The sequence below is a fragment of the Streptomyces sp. NPDC090741 genome (genome assembly GCF_044769045.1).
Lineage (GTDB): Bacteria > Actinomycetota > Actinomycetes > Streptomycetales > Streptomycetaceae > Streptomyces.
Window position 1 is genome coordinate 32667 of record NZ_JBIVXF010000016.1, and the last position, 16238, is coordinate 48904.

The 16238-nt window shown below is 73.0% G+C and carries 14 protein-coding genes; 4 read left to right on the forward strand and 10 right to left on the reverse strand.

The window, feature by feature from the left end; translation table 11 throughout:
• The first annotated feature begins 37 nt into the window (after window positions 1-37).
• On the forward strand, window positions 38-2599 hold the full coding sequence (locus ACIQU4_RS33200; protein WP_403738690.1) for an FtsX-like permease family protein: 2562 nt from the start codon (window positions 38-40) through the stop codon (window positions 2597-2599).
• A gap of 71 nt (window positions 2600-2670) precedes the next feature.
• Here ACIQU4_RS33200 and ACIQU4_RS33205 read toward each other — a convergent pair whose 3' ends face one another.
• The 8 genes from ACIQU4_RS33205 to ACIQU4_RS33240 all read right to left on the reverse strand — a co-directional run bounded on the left by ACIQU4_RS33205 (window position 2671) and on the right by ACIQU4_RS33240 (window position 8997).
• Window positions 2671-3069: a rhodanese-like domain-containing protein gene (locus ACIQU4_RS33205; RefSeq protein WP_403738693.1), complete on the reverse strand. Its 399-nt coding sequence runs from the start codon at window positions 3067-3069 to the stop codon at window positions 2671-2673.
• Complete coding sequence (locus ACIQU4_RS33210) at window positions 3066-3635, reverse strand: cysteine dioxygenase (RefSeq protein WP_403738697.1); 570 nt, start codon at window positions 3633-3635, stop codon at window positions 3066-3068. The genes ACIQU4_RS33205 and ACIQU4_RS33210 overlap by 4 nt, the downstream gene beginning before the upstream one ends.
• 61 nt (window positions 3636-3696) lie before the next feature.
• Window positions 3697-3783, reverse strand: a complete 87-nt coding sequence (locus ACIQU4_RS33215; RefSeq protein ID WP_311318651.1) for a putative leader peptide — start codon at window positions 3781-3783, stop codon at window positions 3697-3699.
• Between the two features lie 33 nt (window positions 3784-3816).
• On the reverse strand, window positions 3817-5421 hold the full coding sequence (locus ACIQU4_RS33220; protein WP_403738700.1) for an FAD-dependent oxidoreductase: 1605 nt from the start codon (window positions 5419-5421) through the stop codon (window positions 3817-3819).
• A 203-nt stretch (window positions 5422-5624) separates the two neighbouring features.
• The gene (locus ACIQU4_RS33225) at window positions 5625-6518 is read right to left on the reverse strand and encodes an amino acid ABC transporter permease (RefSeq protein WP_403738703.1); all 894 of its coding nucleotides are present in this window, start codon (window positions 6516-6518) and stop codon (window positions 5625-5627) included.
• Window positions 6515-7189, reverse strand: a complete 675-nt coding sequence (locus tag ACIQU4_RS33230; protein WP_403738706.1) for an amino acid ABC transporter permease — start codon at window positions 7187-7189, stop codon at window positions 6515-6517. The genes ACIQU4_RS33225 and ACIQU4_RS33230 overlap by 4 nt, the downstream gene beginning before the upstream one ends.
• A gap of 83 nt (window positions 7190-7272) precedes the next feature.
• Window positions 7273-8124 carry a glutamate ABC transporter substrate-binding protein gene (locus ACIQU4_RS33235; protein WP_403738709.1) on the reverse strand — a complete coding sequence of 284 codons (852 nt, stop codon included), beginning with the start codon at window positions 8122-8124 and terminating at the stop codon, window positions 7273-7275.
• Between the two features lie 87 nt (window positions 8125-8211).
• Window positions 8212-8997: an amino acid ABC transporter ATP-binding protein gene (locus tag ACIQU4_RS33240; protein ID WP_403738711.1), complete on the reverse strand. Its 786-nt coding sequence runs from the start codon at window positions 8995-8997 to the stop codon at window positions 8212-8214.
• 274 nt (window positions 8998-9271) lie between these two features.
• On the opposite strand from ACIQU4_RS33240, the gene ACIQU4_RS33245 reads away from it, so the two are divergent.
• Together ACIQU4_RS33245 and ACIQU4_RS33250 are read left to right on the forward strand one after the other, a co-directional pair.
• Entirely contained in the window at window positions 9272-9976 is a 705-nt protein-coding gene (locus tag ACIQU4_RS33245; protein ID WP_403738714.1) for a response regulator transcription factor, read from the forward strand.
• Window positions 9977-9988: 12 nt separating this feature from the next.
• Window positions 9989-11401, forward strand: a complete 1413-nt coding sequence (locus ACIQU4_RS33250) for an ATP-binding protein (RefSeq protein ID WP_403738717.1) — start codon at window positions 9989-9991, stop codon at window positions 11399-11401.
• A gap of 28 nt (window positions 11402-11429) precedes the next feature.
• Here ACIQU4_RS33250 and ACIQU4_RS33255 read toward each other — a convergent pair whose 3' ends face one another.
• Complete coding sequence (locus tag ACIQU4_RS33255; protein ID WP_403738719.1) at window positions 11430-13580, reverse strand: endo-beta-N-acetylglucosaminidase; 2151 nt, start codon at window positions 13578-13580, stop codon at window positions 11430-11432.
• Between the two features lie 88 nt (window positions 13581-13668).
• Window positions 13669-14934, reverse strand: coding sequence for a glycosyl hydrolase (locus tag ACIQU4_RS33260; RefSeq protein WP_403738722.1), 1266 nt, complete (start codon window positions 14932-14934; stop codon window positions 13669-13671).
• Between the two features lie 214 nt (window positions 14935-15148).
• Here ACIQU4_RS33260 and ACIQU4_RS33265 point away from each other — a divergent pair, with 214 nt between their 5' ends.
• Window positions 15149-16198 carry a LacI family DNA-binding transcriptional regulator gene (locus ACIQU4_RS33265; RefSeq protein WP_403738724.1) on the forward strand — a complete coding sequence of 350 codons (1050 nt, stop codon included), beginning with the start codon at window positions 15149-15151 and terminating at the stop codon, window positions 16196-16198.
• Window positions 16199-16238 lie beyond the last annotated feature (40 nt).

Consider the following 16238-nt stretch of genomic DNA (forward strand, 5'->3'; position numbering starts at 1 on the left):
ACTGCCAACCACCGGGCCCGGCGGCAGAGTTGCCCGCATGATGCTGCGTTACGCCCTCCAGACCGTCAGGGACCGCAAGGCCGGCTTCCTCGGCGCCTTCGTCGCACTGCTGTGTGCGGCCGCCCTCATCACCGCCTGCGGCACGCTCCTGGAAACCGGACTCCGCGGAAAGATCGCCACCGAGCGCTACGCGGCCACCCCGGTCGTCGTCTCCGCCGACCAGAACGTGCACGAGACCACGGTCAAGGCGAAGAAGGGCGATCCGCAGAAGGCCAAGACGAAGCACAAGGCCAAGCCCGTCGCCGAACGGGCCTGGCTCCCCGCCGCCACCGTGGACACGGTCCGGTCCGTGCCGGGCGTCGAGCGGGCCGTGCCGGAGCTCGGCTTCCAGGCCGTCCCGCTGGTCAAGGCCCCCGGCGGCGCGAAACCCTCGTACGGGCACGCCTGGACCTCCGCCGTGCTCACCCCCTTCACGCTCGCCGAGGGCCGCGCCCCCCAGGGCGGCGACGAGGTCGTCATCGACCGCGAACTGGCCGCCCGCGCAGGGCTGAAGCCCGGCGCCCCGCTCACCGTGCAGGCCACCGGCGAGCCGAAGACGTACACCGTGAGCGGCATCGCGCAGACCTCCCGCGGCGACCTCGCCCGGCAGAACGCGCTGTTCTTCGGCGACGCCGAGGCGCAGCGGCTGGCCGCCCGCGACGGACAGGTCACCGCCATCGGGGTACTCCCGGCGCCCGGGACCGACCCCGGCGAGCTGGCCGGGCGGCTCCGGCAGGCACTCGCAGGGACCGCCGAGGGCAGGGGCGCGCAGGTTGCCGTGGGCGACGCACGCGGACCCGTGGAGTTCCTCGACGCAGCCGGCGCACGCATCAAGCTGGTCTCCATGGGAGGGGCCATGGGCGGCACCTCGCTGCTCGTCGCGATCCTCGTGGTCGTCGGCACCTTCGCCCTCTCCGTCCAGCAGCGTTACCGCGAGCTGGCCCTGCTGCGGGCCATCGCCGCCACGCCCGGGCAGCTGCGCCGCATGATCGGCCGCGAGGCCCTGGTCGTGGGCCTGGCCGCCGGTGTCGCGGGGGCGTTCACCGGACTCCCGCTCGCCGCCTGGCTGCACGGCCGGTTCGTCGCGAGCGGGGTCGTCCCCGCCAACCTGGAGCGCACCGCCGGGATCTTCCCGATGTTCGCCGCCGTCGGCGCGAGCCTGCTCGGAGCCTGGGCCGCGGCCCGGATCACCGGGCGGCGGATCGCCCGGATCCGCCCGGCCGAGGCGCTCGCCGAAGCCGCTGTGGAGCGGGGGCGGCCCGCGTGGACCCGGATCGCGATCGGGGTGCTGCTGCTGGCCGGCGGCGTGGTGCTGGTCGCCGTACTCAGTGCGCTGCGTACCGAGCCGGCATCGACCCCGGTGACCTTCCTCGCGGTCGTCGTGTTCGCCGCGGCGGTCTCGCTGCTCGGCCCGCTGCTGGTCCGGGGCGCGACCGCGCTGCTCGCCGGGCCGCTGCGGCTGGCCGGCCCGGGCGGGCACCTGGCCACCGCGAACCTGCGCGGCAACGCCACCCGGATGGCCTCCGCCGTCACCCCGCTCGCGCTGCTGATCGGCATGACCTGCACCGTCCTGTTCATCACGCCGACACTGGGCAACGCCGCCCGGGCGCAGGCCCGTGACGGGGTCCGGGCCGGCTGGGTGCTGGCCGCGCAGGGTCCGGGTGTCACCGGTGGGGCCGCGGAGTGGATCCGCCGGACCCCCGGGGTCACGGCGGCCACCGAGATCGTGCACACGTCCGTACGGGTGGGGCTGACGAAGTACGCCGCGCAGGGGGTCACCCCGGCCGGGCTGACCCGGACCTGGGACCCGGGTGTGACGAGCGGGAGCCTGGACGGCTTCGGCGAGAAGAGCGCGGCGGTGAGCGAACTGGCCGCCGATCAGCTGGGGCTGAAGCCCGGGAGCCCGCTACAGCTGGCGCTGGGCGACGGGACCCCGGTCACCCTGACCGTCTCGGCCGTGTACGCGCGGGGGCTGGGCTTCGGTGACCTGACGCTGCCGCACGATCTCGTCGCGGCGCACGTGGACAACCCGCTGGCGAGCAGCGTGCTGGTGGCGGCGCAGCCGGGGACCGGGCGGGAGCAGCTGGCCGCGGCGGTCGGCGGGTTCCCGGGGGTCGGGGTGCTGTCGGCGCGGGACGCGGACGCGGTGCGGGCGCAGCGGCAGCAGGCGGGCGCCGAGATCAACCTGCTGGCGATGGGGCTGGTGCTGGCCTTCACCGCGATCGCGGTGGTCAACACGCTGGCGATGTCCACGTCGGAGCGGCTGCGGGAGTTCGCGATGCTGAGGCTGGCGGGGGCGAAGCGGCGCCAGGTGCTGCGGATGCTGCGGGCGGAGGCCCTGGCGGTGGTGCTGATCGGGGCGGTGCTGGGGTCGGGGATCGCGCTGGCCGTGCTGACCGCGTTCAGCGTGGGGATGACGGGATCTGCGGCGCCGGCGGTGCTGCCGTTGGTGTACGTGGGGGTGGTGGGTGTGGCGGGGCTGCTGGCGCTGGCCGCGACCGCCCTGCCGGGCAGGGTTGCGCTTCGGGTGCCGCCGGTTGAGGTGGCCACGTCGCGGTAGCGGCCCGCCGCCGTCCGTGGCCCGGGGCCCCGCCGCCGAAGCGGTGGGGCCCCGGGCCGACCGGGCGGTCCTCAAGCGCCGGGCGGGCTCACGGGGAGGCCGGCGGACTTCCAGGCCTGGAAGCCGCCCGTCAGGTCCGTTGCGCGGTGGAGGCCCAGGGCGTGGAGGGAGGCTGCTGCCAGGGTGGAGGCGTAGCCCTCGTTGCAGATCACCACCACCTGGAGGTCGTGCGAGGTGGCTTCGGGGGCGCGGTGGGAGCCCTGGGGGTCCAGGCGCCACTCCAGTTCGTTGCGCTCGACCACCAGCGCACCCGGGATCAGGCCGTCCCGCTCGCGCAGCGCCTGATAGCGGATGTCCACCAGCAGCGCGTCGCCCGCGCGGAACGCCGCGTACGCCTGCGCCGGCTCGATCCGCGCGTACGTCGACCGGACCCGTTCCAGCAGGTCGTCGATGCCGATCGGGGCGCTCACTGCCAGTCCGCCGGGCGCTCGACCTGCTCCAGCGTGAGCACCTGCCCGGTGCGGCTGAAGCGGCGGATCAGGGGCAGCGGCGGGTAGTACGCGTGCACCGATACCGCGTGCTCCGCCTCCGACTCGTTGAGCACCTCGTGGACGTGGTGCTCCCCGAAGGCCCGGCCCGTCCCCGCGCCCAGGCTGCGGCTGCGGTCCAGGTCCGCAGCGAGTTCCAGGCTCCGCCAGCCCTCCGAGGGGAGCCGGACCGCCAGGGAGTGCTCCCTCAGCCGGCCCCGGGCGGTGGCGAACGCGCCCTGCGACTCGGCGTGGTCGTGCCAGCCGGTGCCGGTGCCCGGCGGCCAGCCGATCACCCAGGCCTCGCTGCCGCCCGGCCCGTCGAGGCGGATCCAGGTCCGGCCCTCGGGATCGAGGGGGAGGGAGTCGATGACCGCCGGGTCGGCGGCGGTGCGCAGGGCGAAGTCGAGGAGTTCCGCCGCCGTCACCGTACGAGCGGCGGCGCGTACGGGGGCGTGCGGAGGTGCGAGGGGCGCAGTGGATGCACTGGGGGCAAGGGGCGCAGACATGGGGGCGTGACCGTCCTGGGGGTTCGCGAAAGTGCGCGCGGAGCGCGCGGGGGAAGGCGAATCAGCAGGAAGGGCGACACACGCAGCCCGCGTAGCGGAGCAGGTCCATATGGACCCTCCGCCACAGGCGTACGTCATTGCCGGTCATGGTCGCGAGTGAAGCACGCGGACCGGAGACCGGTCAATCGATCACGGCCGGATGTGTCGGTGTCGTAGGCGTCGTCGAGGAAGGGTCGAGCGGGGCGCGAGCGCCTTCGGGCGCCCCCCACCGGACCGTGTCCGCCGCCTCGTACAGCTCCGCGGGCCGCACGCCCGCGAACGTCGCCGCCAGGTGCCCGTCCGGCCTGACCAGCAGGACGGTGTGGGCCGGCGCCCCCGGGTAACCGTCCGCGACCAGCAGTTCGGTACGGACGGGCAGGGCGCTCACCGCCGCGGCGAGCCTCGGCATCAGCCCGGCGCCCAGCCAGTGCCGCCGGTCCCACACCCCGGTGCCGGGGGCGACCAGGACCACGAGCAGCCGGCCCCGCCCCAGCAGGTCGCGCAGCGGCACCGTCGACCCGTCGGGCGCGGTCACCGGGACGTTCGCCACGGGACCGCCCGGATCGGTGTCGGTCGGCACCTCGCGTACGGCCACGGGAGGGGCGTACGAGGGCTCCGCGCCGAGCGGGCCCCGCCCCAGGTGGCCGTCGGTGAGCAGGAGTTCGCCGGTGCGGGCGGAGCCCGGCAGCAGGGTCCGCAACCCGCCCCCGCCGCGGAGCACCGGCATCGACTGGTCGGCGGCGCGCAGCCGGGCCGCGACCGCGGTGCGCCGTTCTTCCTCGTAGCTGTCGAGCAGGGCCTCGGAGGCGCCCTGGTGCCAGGCGAGAGCGAGCTTCCACGCCAGGTTCTCGGCGTCCCGGAGCCCCTCCCCGACCCCCTGAGTGCCGAGCGCGCCCAGCAGGTGGGCGGCGTCCCCGGCGAGGAAGGCCCGCCCGTCGCGCCAGCGCCGGGCCAGCCGGTGGTGCAGCGTGTGGACCCCGGTGTCGAGGAGGTCGTACGGGGGAGTGCTGCCCCCGCACCACCCCGCGAGGCTGTCCCGTACGAGGGTCACCAGCGCATCCGGGGTGACGAGCTCCCCGCGGGCCGGGAGCAGCCAGTCCAGCCGCCACACCCCGTCGGGCAGCGGCCGGGCGGTGGTCTCGTGCGGCGGATCGCGGTGCAGCAGGGCCTCGCCGGGCCAGGGGAGTTCGGTGCGCAGCGCGGCCACGGCGTGCCGCTCGACGGCGGTGCGGCCCGGGAAGCGGATGCCGAGCAGCTTGCGCACGGTGGAGCGGGCCCCGTCGCAGCCGACCAGGTAACTCCCGCGCCACCACGTGGTCTCGGCGCCCCGGGTGTGCGCGGTGACCCCGCGGTCGTCCTGTTCCAGGGAGTCCAGTTTGCTGTCGGTGACCAGCTGGACCAGCGGATGCGTACCCGCGGCGTCGCGCAGCCCGCGCGCGAGGGCGTGCTGCGGCACGTGCAGCGGGGCCGGGGCCGGTCCGTCCTCGAAGGTGGTCCGCCGGGTGTCACGCCCGCGCCGCATCGTGCGCCAGGCGGTGTAGTACGCGCCCTCGTCGCGCAGCGGGCTACAGCCCAACCGCTGCGCCATGGCGGCGGTGTCGGCGTGCAGGACGACCGTACGGGCAGGTCGGGGCAGGTCCTTGCCGGGTCCCTCGTCGAGCACGACGCTGGGCACGCCCGAGCCGGCCAGGGCCAGCGCCAGGGACAGTCCGACGGGCCCCGCGCCGACGACGATCACCGGGTCCATGATGCGGCTCCCGATGTCCGGTATGTGATCACAGAACGTATGCAACCCACTGGAGGTGCCTGCGTCAAGTGACACCGGTCCCGCCAACGCCGTGTGGTGCGGCGGATGAGTTCCGCCGCACCACAGGTGTCACGCCAGTGTACTGACCGGGCGTCAGGACTCCGCTGTCGGGGAGCCGTGTCCGCCGGGTGTCGGACCGGGGGTCAGGGAGCCTCGCCCACGCCGGTGGCTCCGCCCGCGTCGACCTCGGCCACGTCCCCGGCGACGACCGCGCCGGTGCCCTTCTTCGACTTCCGCAGCCGGCCTTCGAGCCAGGAGGCGAAGGTGGTGAGCCCGAAGTTCACCACGATGTAGATCAGTGCGATCACGACGAGGGTCGGGATGGTGTTGCTGTAGTTCGCCGAGATCTGCCGGTTCATGGACAGCAGCTCGGCCAGGCCCAGCACCGCACCACCGATCGCGGTGTCCTTGAGGATCACCACGAGCTGGCTGACCAGCGCGGGCAGCATGGCGGTGACGGCCTGCGGGATCAGGACGTACGCCATGATCTGGCCCTTGCGCATGCCGATCGCCTTGGCCGCGTCGGTCTGGCCGCGGGGCAGCGACCGGATGCCGGCGACGACGATCTCGGCGATGACCGCGGAGTTGTACAGGACCAGGCCGGTGACCACCGCGTACAGCGGCCGCAGCTCGGAGCTGACGGCGCTGTAGCGCACGTACAGCGCGGAGCCGAACAGCATCAGCATCAGCACCGGGATCGCACGGAAGAACTCGACCCAGGCGCCCACGGGGATGCGTATCCACCGGTGGTCGGAGAGCCGGCCGATACCGAGGAGCGCGCCCAGCGGAAGCGCGATGACCATGGCGATGAGCCCGGCCTTCAGCGTCTCGCCGAGTCCCGGCAGCAGGAAGGTCGTCCAGACCTGGTCGTCGGTGACGAACGGGCTCCACTTGTCGGCGTCGAGCTGGCCCTTGTCGGCCATGGCGCCGAGCACCCACCACAGGACCAGTCCGACCACCACGACGAAGACGGCCGTGTAGATCCAGTTGCGCGCCCTGGCCTTGGGGCCGGGGGTGTCGTACAGCACGGAGCTCATCGCTTCACCGCCACTCGCTTGGCCACCCAGCCCAGGAGCAGGCCGGTGGGCAGGGTCAGCACGACGAAGCCGAGGGCGAAGATCCCGAAGACCGCGAAGAGTGCGTCCGCCTCGTTCTCGATCATTTCCTTCATCAGCAGGGCCGCTTCGGCCACGCCGATGGCCGCCGCCACCGTGGTGTTCTTGGTGAGGGCGATCAGCACGTTGGTGAGCGGCGCGATGACCGCCCGGAAGGCCTGGGGGAGCACGATCATGGTGAGCACCTGGAAGAAGCTCAGGCCCAGCGCGCGGGCTGCTTCGGCCTGGCCCACGGGCACCGTGTTGATGCCCGAGCGGATCGCCTCACAGACGAAGGTGCCGGTGTAGGCGATGAAGCCGAGGACCGCGAGCCGGAACCCGATCTCCTTGAACGTGCCGCCGCCGAGCGTGACGCCGAGAGTCTGGTTCAGACCCAGCGAGCAGCCGATGATCAGGACGGTCAGCGGAATGTTGCGCACGATGTCGACGTACGCCGTGCCGAAGGCCCGCATCAGCGGGACCGGGCTGACCCGCATCCCGGCCAGGACGGTGCCCCAGACCAGTGATCCGGCCGCCGAGTAGAGGGTGAGCTGAACCGTCACCCAGAAGGCTCCGAGCACGTCGTACTGCCCGGATTCAAGAAAGTCGAACACGTTGCCCTGCGCTCTCCCCAGGATGGCCGGTGAGAGGGGCCGCCGCCCGTAGCAGGCGGGCGGCGACACCCCTCACCGGGGAATCAGCTGCCTTCGGTGATCTGCGGGGCCGGCTCGGCCTTGTAGTTCGCGGGACCGAAGTTCTTCTGAACGGCCGCCTCCCAGGCACCGTCCGCGACCATCTTCTTGAGCGCGGCGTTGACCTTGGTCTGGAGCTCGGTGTCGCCCTTCTTCAGGCCGATGCCGTACGGCTCGTCGCTCAGCTTCAGGCCGGTGAGCTTGAACTTGCCCTTGTTCTTCTCCTGCGCGGCGTAACCGGCCAGGATCGAGTCGTCCGTGGTCAGCGCGTCGACGGCCTTGTTCTCCAGACCGGTCAGGCACTCGGAGTAGCCCGGGTACTGCTGGAGGTCGGCCTTGGGGGCCAGCTTGTCATGAACGTTCTGAGCCGAGGTGGAGCCGGTGACCGAGCACAGCTTCTTGCTGTTGAGGTCCTCGGCCTTGGTGATCGAGGTGTCGTCGGCGCGGACCAGCAGGTCCTGGTGGGCCTTGAAGTACGGGCCGGCGAAGTCGACCTTCGCCTTGCGCTTGTCGTTGATCGTGTAGGTCGCGACGACCAGCTTCACGTCACCGTTGGCGATCAGGTTCTCGCGCTCGGCGCTGACGGCCTGCTTGAACTCGATCTGGTTGGGCTGGTAGCCGAGCTCCTTGGCGACGTAGGTCGCCACGTCGACGTCGAAGCCCGTGAACTTGCCGTCCGGGGTCTTGAGGCCCAGACCCGGCTGGTCGAACTTGATGCCGATGACGATCTTGTCCTTGGCGCCACCGGACGCGCCGCCGTCACCGCTCGCCTTGTCGCTGCTGCCGCCGCAGGCGGTCGCGGTCAGAGCGAGGACTGCGGCCACGGCCGCGGCCGCACCGGCCTTGAAAACCTTCATGGTGAACTTCCCTCGGATGAGACGTTGTTGGACGACGAGCGACACGCGTGCTCTGAGCCGCCAGAGGATCACTACCAGACAAGACCGTCAGTGGTGCAGGATCTTCGAAAGGAAGTCCTTCGCGCGGTCACTGCGCGGGTTGCTGAAGAACTGCTCGGGCGCGGCCTCTTCGACGATCTTCCCGTCGGCCATGAAGACAACCCGATTGGCGGCAGACCGGGCGAAGCCCATCTCGTGAGTGACGACCACCATCGTCATGCCCTCCCGGGCGAGCTGCTGCATGACCTCCAGCACCTCGTTGATCATTTCCGGGTCGAGCGCCGAGGTCGGCTCGTCGAACAGCATCACCTTCGGGTCCATCGCCAGCGCACGGGCGATCGCCACGCGCTGCTGCTGGCCGCCGGACAGCTGCGCCGGGTACTTGTCGGCCTGCGAGCCGACGCCCACCCGGTCCAGCAGGGACTTGGCCTTCTCGAGCGCGGCTGCCGAGTCCGTCTTGCGGACCTTGAGCTGACCCAGCATCACGTTCTGCAGCACCGTCTTGTGCGCGAACAGGTTGAAGGACTGGAACACCATGCCCACATCGGCACGCAGCCGGGCCAGTTCCCGTCCCTCCGACGGCAGTTCCTTGCCGTCGACCGTGATGGTGCCCGAGTCGATCGTCTCCAGGCGGTTGATGGTCCGGCACAGCGTGGACTTGCCCGATCCCGAGGGCCCGATCACGACGACGACCTCACCGCGGGCAATGCTCAGATCGATGTCCTGAAGCACGTGCAGCGCGCCGAAGTGCTTGTTGACGTTGCTCAGTACGACCAGGTCGTCCGCGTCCGGGGCCGCATCCTGCACGTCCTTGGTCACTGATACTCCGCTCATCGGCTTCTTGCTCCGTCCTCCTCGGTTGGGAGGACAGTAGTGACGTCTTGCGCACACCGTCATTACATCTGAGGGAGAATTGAGCATAACGAAACGGCCTCGCTCCGATACGCTCCGTGCGCACCGCGGCTGCCGGGCTCGTTCGCCCGTACCGGGTGCATAACGGAAGACGCGCCGGAGCGGAACCCCCTTGACGTGGGCCTCTTCATCGGCGTGGATGCAGGGTGGCCCTGACCGCGGGCCCTGATCAGGAAAACAGGAAAAGGGGGACGCCATGAGACTGCTGCTCGTCGAGGACGACGACCACGTCGCCGCCGCCCTGTCCGCGATCCTCGCCCGGCACGGGTTCCAGGTGACCCACGCCCGCAGCGGCGAGGAGGCCCTCCAGGCCCTGCTGCCCGCAGGAGCTCCCCCCTTCGGCGTCGTGCTCCTGGACCTCGGCCTGCCCGATCAGGACGGGTACGAGGTGTGCGGCAAGATCCGCAAGCGCACCTCGACGCCCGTCATCATGGTGACCGCGCGCGGCGACGTACGCTCCCGCATCCACGGCCTCAACATGGGCGCCGACGACTACGTCGTCAAGCCGTACGACACGGGTGAACTCCTCGCACGCATCCACGCCGTCGCCCGGCGCACCGGAGCCTCCGAGGAGGCCGCCGCCACCGGGACGGGCGCCCCCGGCGTGGTCCGGCTCGGCCCGGTCAGCATCGAACTGCCCACCCGCCGGGTCAGCGTGGACGGCGCCGACGTACCCCTCACCCGCAAGGAGTTCGACCTGCTGGCCCTGCTGGCGCAGCGCCCCGGCGTCGTGTTCCGGCGCGAGCAGATCATCAGCGAGGTGTGGCGAACCAGCTGGGAGGGGACCGGGCGGACCCTGGAGGTCCACGTCGCCTCGCTGCGCTCCAAGCTGCGCATGCCCGCGCTCATCGAGACCGTCCGCGGGGTGGGCTACCGGCTCGTCACCCCGCCCGCGCCCTAGCGGGGGCCCGCCGTGCGCGCCCGCCTGCTCCCCCTGCTCGTCGTCCTGATGGCGGGCGTGCTGCTCGCCCTCGGCTTCCCGCTCGCCGTGAGCCTGGCCGCGGGACAGCAGCAGCGCGTGGTCGTCGACCGGATCGACGACAGCGCCCGCTTCGCCGCCCTCGCCCAGTTCGTCATCGACGCCGAGGGCTCCGGGTCCACCGGCTCCACCGAGCGCCTGGAGACCCTCCAGCTGGAACTGGCCCGCTACCAGCAGCTGTACGGCATCCGCGTCGGCATCTTCCTGCGCGACGACAACGCCATGGCCCGCGCGCCCGGCTGGTGGGAGCTCCCGGAATCGGGCGAGGGCCGCCGCGCCTTCCAGGAGGCGCTCGCCGGGCGCCGCAGCCACGACCCCGCCCAGGTGTGGCCCTGGCAGTCCCACGGCAAGCTGCTCGTCGCCTCCCCGGTCGTCCTCGACGGCGACGTCGTCGCGGTCGTCGTCACCGAGTCGCCCACCGACCTGATGCGGGCCCGCATCCTGGACGGCTGGCTGATCATCATCGCCGGGCTCGCCGCCGCGATGCTCGTGGCCTTCGGCGCCGCCCTCGTGCTCACCCGCTGGGTGCTCAAGCCCGTCCGGACCCTCGACGCGGCCGCCCACGGCATCGCCACGGGACGGATGAACTCCCGGGTCGCGGCGGCCGGCGGGCCCCCGGAACTCCAACGCCTCGCACATTCGTTCAACGAGATGGCCGACAACGTGGAAGAGGTCCTGGAGCAGCAGCGGGCGTTCGTCGCCGACGCCTCCCACCAGCTGCGCAACCCGCTCGCGGCGCTGCTCCTGCGGATCGAGCTGCTCGCCCTCGAACTGCCCGAGGGCAACGAGGAGATCGCCTCCGTGCGGACCGAGGGCAAGCGCCTGACCCAGGTCCTGGACGACCTGCTGGACCTGGCGCTGGCCGAGCACACCTCCGCCGAGCTCACCCTCACCGACATCGCCGGGCTGACCGCGGAGCGGGTGGCCGCCTGGCGCCCGTACGCCGAGGAGAAGGGCGTACGGGTCACCGAGACGGGCCGGACCGCGGTCACGGGCTGGTCCGACCCCATCGCGCTCTCCAGCGCGCTCGACGCAGTGATCGACAACGCCCTCAAGTTCACCCCGGAGGGCGAGGAGGTCGAGGTGTCGGTCGCCCCGGCCGGGGCCTTCGTGCACGTCGTCGTCGCCGACCGCGGGCCCGGGCTGACCGACGAGGAGCTGCTCCGCGTCGGCGACCGGTTCTGGCGCAGCGGACGCCACCAGAACGTCAAGGGCTCCGGGCTCGGCCTGTCGATCTCCCGGGCGCTGCTCGCCGCGGGCGGCGGGTCCCTCGCGTACGAGAAGAACCCGCCGCACGGGCTGCGGGTGACGGTGGCCGTCCCGCGCAGCGATCCGCATACGTCCTGAGGGCCAGGAGGCGGGCCGGAGGCGGTCGTCAGGTCCAGGGGAGCGTGGTGCCGGCCGGGGCGGAGACCGCGTACAGCTCGTCCACGGCCCGGACCTCGAAGGCCGCCGCGGGCTCCCGGCCGGCGCGGGTGACGGCCGGGAGGTGCAGGGCCGTGCCGCAGGTGCCGCCGAGGAAGCGGCGGGTGCCGTCCGGGAGCAGCCGGTACAGCTCGTAGTGCCGGACCGGCCCGCCCGCCCGGCGCCAGGACAGCCGGACGGAGGCTCTGCCGTCCTGCTGGGCCGCGGCGTCCACGGTCAGTGCGCTCGGAGCCGCCGGGCGCCGCCGCGCGGTGTCGTCGCGTACCGACAAGGCGCCGAGCCGCCAGGACACCGCTCTGTTCCCGCGGGCCGTGATCCGTACGGCAAGGCCGTACGCGGTCCTGCCCGCCAGGGCCGAGAGCCCGACCCGGGAGGTGCGCCAGCCGCCCTGGCCGGAGCCCTGGACCGGCGCCTTCAGCCAGGTGTACGGGACGGGCTCGCCCGGGGCGGCCGGCTCGCGCGTGGCCACGCCGACCTCGACGGTGACCGTGCCCGCCTCGGTGGCGTGCACCAGCTCCAGGGCCGTGGAGGCGGTCAGGGGCAACCGGGTGCAGTGCAGCCCGATGACGGACGGGGCGCTCAGGGGGCCGGACACGAGGAGGCTGGAGCCGCCGCGCCAGGCCTTCGCGAAGTCCAGCGTGACGGAGGGGCGCGCTCCGGAGGTCTCGACGACCCAGCGGCGGCCCGGGAGCCGGTCCTGGAGCCCGAGGTGGTTCCACGGGGTGTCGGAGGTGACCTTGCCGTCCTCGTACCAGCGCTCCCCGTGCCCGGTGTTGAAGGCGCAGGCGAACGGCAGCGCGGTGACGGTGGACCGGTCCGCGACGGCGGTGGCGGGCGCCCGCCAGGTGCCCTCGGGCGCGGGGTGGGCCGGGTCGAAGGACTCGCCCGTCCAGAACCGGTCGTCGGCGCGGTGGAAGGCGCCGGGGGAGCGGTCGGTGAGGTGGCCCAGGGTCCATTCGGGGCGGTAGAAGCCGAAGCTGACGACGTGGTCGCGGTCGCGCGGGATGATCGCATCCCAACGGACGCTGGAATTCCAGCCGCCCGACTCCACGTCGAGGGCCGCCCACAGCTCGTGGCGGGAGCGGCCCAGTTGGTCGGCGAGCGCCCCGGAGGCGGCCAGGGTCTGCGGGGTCCAGCGGAAGTCGACGAACATCGTGTCCGCGACCCGGCCCGCCCGGTCCTCGAAGAACTCCTGGTTGAGCTGGTTGAGCGCGCCCTGCCAGCCGACCCGGCCGGTGCTGTTCATGGCGTCGTACCAGGTGATCCGCAGGCCGTACGGGCCACCGGCCGCCCGCAGGGCGCGCAGGAACTCCCGCATCCGGGCGGCGAGCGAGCTGTCCCCGCCGTCGGTCTCGGCGTTCACGAACCAGCCGTCGAACCCGTACGTCCGCGCCACCTGTACGAGCTTCTCGGCGATCGGGAACCGGCCGAGGGCGTCCCGCTGGACGAGGTCCCGGGTCCACTGGAGGTCGCCGCCGTACGCGACGGGCGGCAGGAAGATGTTGCCGAGCACCGGGACGCCGTTGCGGTGGGCGGCGTCGACGACGGGCGCGTTCGGGGCGAGCACGATGCCCTCGCCGGAGGAGCCGCCCCAGAACACCAGCTCGTCGAGGTACGCCCAGTGCGTCAGCGCGTAGTGATCGGCGGTCGCGGAGCCCTGGGAGGGGTTCCGGGCGGTGGGCCCGAAGGAGACGAGCGAGGAGATCCGGGCCTGGCCGCTGCGGGCGCCCGCGTTCGGGGGCACGGGGGTGAAGCGGGGCGCGAGGGGCGCGGTCGCGGTGTTGTACGCGAGGTCCGGATCGGACTCGGGGGTCCACTGCTTGAGGGAGCGCCAGGTGATGCCGGGGCCGGGGGCGCCGTGGGGGAGCGAGTCGGGGAACCAGTAGGAGGCGTACGGGGCCAGGTCGGCGGGGGGCGTCGCGGCGGGGGCCGGGGTGGCGGCGGCCGGGGCGGCCTGGGCTTCGGTGGCGGCGCCGGTGGCGCCGAGCAGTGCGGCGGCCCCCGCCCCGGCCCCGGCGGCGAGGACGCCGCGGCGGGTCGGCGGGGCCGTCCCTGACGAACGGGTGGTGCGAGGATCGGCGCCGTTGTCGGTCCGGGACATGCGGGGCTCCTCGGTGAGGGGTGACGGGTGACGGGTGACGGGTGACGGGTGACGGGTGACGGGTGACGCATGGTCAAGGTGCGGGCGGTCAGGTGACGTCCGGTACGCGCAGCACCTCCGTGATGCCGCGCGCCGACAGATGGGCGGGGTCCTCGGCGAGCTCCGCCAGGACCACCGCGGGGCGGACCCCCTGGGCCGTGAGCGCGGCCCAGGCCTCGAAGAAGGCACCGCCCGGGGCGCACACCGAGCGCCCCGGCGCGGCCTGTGCCCCGCCGACGTCCACGGCCAGCGCGGTGGACCGTACGGCCGGGCGGTGTTCCCGGCCCCGCCACTGGGCGGCGATCCGGGCGACGGCCGCCCCGGCCGGCTTGGTCCTGCCGTCGTTGGTGAGCAGGCCGAGCCCGTACTCCAGCTCCGGGAAGTCCGCGAGCTCCCGGGACACGTCGTGCGAGCACCACCAGGTGACGCCCCACAGGTCCGGGCAGTCCAGCACGTTCGCCACGGTCGCCTCGGTGAAGGCGGCCGCGTGCTGCGCCGGGACCAGCGGCGCGGGCGCCCCGACCTCCTGGAGCCACACCGGCCGGTGCGGATCGCCCGCCCAGGCCTTCGCCAGTTCGACCAGGTACGCGGCGTGGTGCTCGGTCGCCGTGCCGGTCCGGCCGTGGCGCTGCGCGGTGCCGTTGAACACCCAGGAGTGCACGGCCGTGGCCGCGCCCAGCCGGGCCGCCTGGGCCGGGGTGAAGGGATGTCCGTCCTGGTACCAGGCGGCGTCGTACTCGGCGTGCACGTGGAACCGGCCCGGGGCGCCCTTCTCGCACGCGGCGAGCATCCGCTCCAGCCAGCGGCCGGCCTGCTCCCGGGTGATCCGGTCCGGGTCCGGATGGGGCGCGCCGGAGAACTGGTTGATCTCGTTGCCGACGGTCATGCCGAGGAAGTTGGGGCGGTCGGCGAGGGCGGCGGCCAGCGTGCGCAGGTACTCCTCCTGCGCGGCGACGACCTCCGGGTCGGTGAAGATGTTCCGCCGGTGCCAGGTCCCGGTCCACGCGGGCAGGAAGTCGAAGCTCGACAAGTGCCCTTGCAGACCGTCCACGTTGACGTCGAGCCCGCGCTCGGCGGCCGCGTCCGCGAGCGCGACGAGCTGCTCGACGGCGCGGGGCCTGATGAGCGTCCGGTTCGGCTGGAACACCGGCCACAGCGGGAAGACCCGTACGTGGTCCAGCCCGAGCGCGGCGACGGAGTCGAGGTCGGCCCTGACGTCGTCGAGGTCGAAGTCGAGCCAGTGGTGGAACCAGCCGCGGGACGGGGTGTAGTTGGCGCCGAAACGGAGCGGACGAGGGGTGAGTTCGTCGTGCATGGGGGCGTCCTGGAGTTCTCGGGAATTCGCCGGGCGACGGACAACCTGCCGCGTGCCGGGAGGGAAGTCAACAGGGCCTCCGGTGCCGGTACTTAAGCGCTTCAGTCCCGTTGACAGAAGGGTTTCGGCCTCTCAAGCTGGTCGAAACTAATGCGGTTTAGTTCCGGCGCCGGAATGCGCACGGAAAATGACCGGAGGAAGAGGCAGGCACGCCATGGCCCGCAGGCCCACCATCAAGGACATCGCCCGGCGGGCCGGGGTGTCCGAGAGCGCCGTTTCCTTCGCTCTCAACGACCGGCCCGGCGTCTCCCGGGACACCCGCGCCCGGATCCGCCGGGTCGCCGAGGAACTCGGCTGGCAGCCCAACAGCGCGGCGCGGGCCCTGTCCGGTGAGCGCTCCGGCGCGGTCGGGCTGGTGCTCGCCCGGCCCGCGCAGACCCTCGGCGTCGAGTCCTTCTTCCTCCAGCTGGTCTCCGGCATCCAGGAGGTGCTCTCCGCGGGCCGGGGCGCGCTGCTCTTCCAGGTCGTGGACGGAATCGATGCCGAATGCGCCGTGTACCGCCGCTGGTGGGCCGAGCGGCGCGTGGACGGCGTCCTCGTCGTGGATCCGCGTACGGACGACCCGCGGCCGGAGCTCCTCGCGCGGCTCGGTCTCCCGGCCGTGATGATCGGTGGCGCGAGCGGGACGGGCGGGATGGGGGGGAATGGGGTGTTGTCCTCCGTCTGGGCCGACGACGCCCGGGCCATGGCCCAGGTCGTGGACCACCTGTGCGGGCTGGGCCACCGGCGGATCACCCACATCGCCGGGCTGCCCGGCCTCGCCCACACCGCCCGCCGCATGGCCTCGCTGCGCGCCGAGGCCGAGGCGCGCGGGCTCGACCCGGAGCAGGTGCGCTCGGTGGTCACCGACTACTCCGACGCCGAGGGGGCGGCCGCCACCCGCCGGGTCCTCGCCGAGCCCGAACCGCCGACCGCTCTCGTCTACGACAACGACGTGATGGCGGTGGCCGGCATCGCCGTCGCCGCCGAGCTGGGCATCGCGGTCCCCGGCCGGATCTCCATGGTCGCCTGGGACGACTCGGCGCTGTGCCGGGTCACCCACCCCCGGCTCACCGCGCTCGTACGCGACACCGCGGGGTTCGGCCGGCTCGCCGCCGAGGAGCTGCTCGCCGTGCTCGCCGGGAGCCCGCCCCGGGCCCGGGAGAGCGAGCAGCCGCGGCTGGAGCCCCGGGAGAGTACGGCCCCGCCGGCGGCCGCATACTGATTCCGACCCCTTCCTGGAGCCGCTTCCGTGACCAGTCCCA

Coding starts and splice junctions, on each gene's coding strand:
- ACIQU4_RS33200 (WP_403738690.1), top strand. CDS start 38: ATGATGCTGCGTTACGCCCTCCAGACCGTCAGGGACCGCAAGGCCGGC.
- ACIQU4_RS33210 (WP_403738697.1), bottom strand. CDS start 3,635: ATGTCTGCGCCCCTTGCCCCCAGTGCATCCACTGCGCCCCTCGCACCT.
- ACIQU4_RS33215 (WP_311318651.1), bottom strand. CDS start 3,783: ATGACCGGCAATGACGTACGCCTGTGGCGGAGGGTCCATATGGACCTG.
- ACIQU4_RS33220 (WP_403738700.1), bottom strand. CDS start 5,421: ATGGACCCGGTGATCGTCGTCGGCGCGGGGCCCGTCGGACTGTCCCTG.
- ACIQU4_RS33225 (WP_403738703.1), bottom strand. CDS start 6,518: ATGAGCTCCGTGCTGTACGACACCCCCGGCCCCAAGGCCAGGGCGCGC.
- ACIQU4_RS33235 (WP_403738709.1), bottom strand. CDS start 8,124: ATGAAGGTTTTCAAGGCCGGTGCGGCCGCGGCCGTGGCCGCAGTCCTC.
- ACIQU4_RS33240 (WP_403738711.1), bottom strand. CDS start 8,997: ATGAGCGGAGTATCAGTGACCAAGGACGTGCAGGATGCGGCCCCGGAC.
- ACIQU4_RS33245 (WP_403738714.1), top strand. CDS start 9,272: ATGAGACTGCTGCTCGTCGAGGACGACGACCACGTCGCCGCCGCCCTG.
- ACIQU4_RS33255 (WP_403738719.1), bottom strand. CDS start 13,580: ATGTCCCGGACCGACAACGGCGCCGATCCTCGCACCACCCGTTCGTCA.
- ACIQU4_RS33260 (WP_403738722.1), bottom strand. CDS start 14,934: ATGCACGACGAACTCACCCCTCGTCCGCTCCGTTTCGGCGCCAACTAC.
- ACIQU4_RS33265 (WP_403738724.1), top strand. CDS start 15,149: ATGGCCCGCAGGCCCACCATCAAGGACATCGCCCGGCGGGCCGGGGTG.